Origin of the sequence: Mesorhizobium sp. M7A.F.Ca.CA.001.10.2.1 (genome assembly GCF_003998575.1) — a bacterium.
In the GTDB taxonomy this organism is placed as follows: domain Bacteria; phylum Pseudomonadota; class Alphaproteobacteria; order Rhizobiales; family Rhizobiaceae; genus Mesorhizobium.
The window spans coordinates 1-1,784 of record NZ_RZQY01000921.1 but is presented as its reverse complement, the minus strand read 5'-3'; the positions used below and the strand labels follow the sequence as shown (position 1 = coordinate 1,784).

The following is a 1,784-nucleotide window of genomic DNA, read 5'->3' as shown; positions in this document are numbered from 1 at the left end:
ACCCTGTTTTGCACCCAGGTCCTTGCGCAGGAAGCCGCGACCGAGCTCAACCCGATCAATGTCGAGGGACAGAGCGACAGCCCGGTCGGACCGGATGACGGCTACATCGCCAAAAACACCACCACCGGCTCGAAAACCGACACGCCGCTGAAGGAAATTCCGCGCTCGATTTCGGTGGTGACCCGCAAGCAGCTCGACGATCGCCAGCCGGGGCAGCTTGAGGACGCCTTGTCCTATCTCGCCGGCGTCACCATCTCGCCATGGGGCGTCGACGATCGCTTCGACCAATGCCTGATTCGTGGGTTCGACCTCTGCACGTCGGCGATCTATCGCGACGGGCTGCCGCAGAAAGTGATCGATTTCTCAGGCTTCAAGATCGAGCCCTACGGGCTGGAGCGAATCGAAGTCTTGAAGGGGCCATCCTCGGTGCTCTACGGCGAGAACGAGGCTGGCGGCATGGTCAATGCCGTCACCAAGCGGCCGACTGACAAGCCGATCTATGACGGCTTCCTCAGCTATGGCAGCTTCAACACCGTCGAGGCCGGGCTGGATATAGGCGGCCCGATCGACGATGCCGGCGTGTGGTCCTACCGGCTGACCGGCCTGGTTCGCAACGGCGCGCTCGAAACCGACTATTCCCGCAACGACCGCATCTTCGTCGCGCCGGCGCTCAAGTGGCAGCCGGATGCGCAGACCTCGCTGACCGTCCTGGCCAACTACCAGTGGGACAGGCTGACGACGAATCAGTTTCTGCCGGCGCAGTATGGCAATCTGCCGCGCAATTTCTTCACCGGCTCGCCTGACTTCGACCGCTTCGATGCCAACCATGGTTCGATCGGCTACCAGTTCAGCCATGAGTTCGACGACCATTGGACGGTGCGGCAAAACCTGCGCTACTCGCAGCAGGAAACCGACTACCGGCAGCTCTATTTTGGCGAGTGGCTTGGCGGCCCATACATCGGCGCAGACGAACATACGGTGCAGCGCACGCTGTTCACCGTGGATGAGACGGCAAGGCTGTTCAACGTCGACAACCAGGCCGAGTACAAGGCTGACTTCGGCGTGGTCGAAAACAAGCTGCTGTTCGGTCTGGATTACAGCAGACAATCGGTCGACGGGCGCAACGGCTACGGGGCGGGTCCGCCGCTGGACACCCAGAACCCGGACTACTCGATCCCTGTCACGCCGCCGAGCCTCATCATTACGGATCGCGTGGAGACGATCGGCCAGGTCGGCCTCTATGCACAAAACCAGTCCAAGATCGCCGACCACTGGGTCCTGACAATCGGCGGCCGGCAGGCCTGGATCGACCACACCAATTTCAACCGACTCGACGGTGCAGGCAGCTACGATCAGAAGGACCATGCCTTCACCGGCAATATCGGCATCGGCTATCTCTTCGACAACGGCCTGACGCCCTACGCCAGCTATGCCGAATCCTTCACCACCAATATCGGCCCGACCCAGTCCGGAGACGCGCTGCTGCCGTCGTTGGGCAAGCAGTATGAAGTCGGCTTGAAATACGAGCCGACCTTCTTCCCCGGCTTCATCACCGCTTCGCTGTTCGACCTGCGCAAGACCAATGTGCCGACGGCAGCAGCCAATCCCGTCTACCAGGTCCAGACCGGAGAAGTCCGCCATCGCGGCCTGGAGATCGAGGCCAACGCAGATCTGGCTTCCGGCCTCAGCATGACGGCGGCCTACACCTATCTCGACGCGGAGATAACCAGCGATGCCGCCGCCGTCGTCGGTAACCGCCCGGCCAGGGTGCCGGAACACCAGGC

At 62.0% G+C, this 1,784-nt stretch carries 1 protein-coding gene; it reads left to right on the top strand.

Going from position 1 to position 1,784, the window contains the following annotated elements; translation table 11 throughout:
- The coding region (locus EN964_RS33485) for a TonB-dependent siderophore receptor (RefSeq protein WP_164776306.1) at positions 1-1,784 on the top strand (1,784 nt) is incomplete at both ends.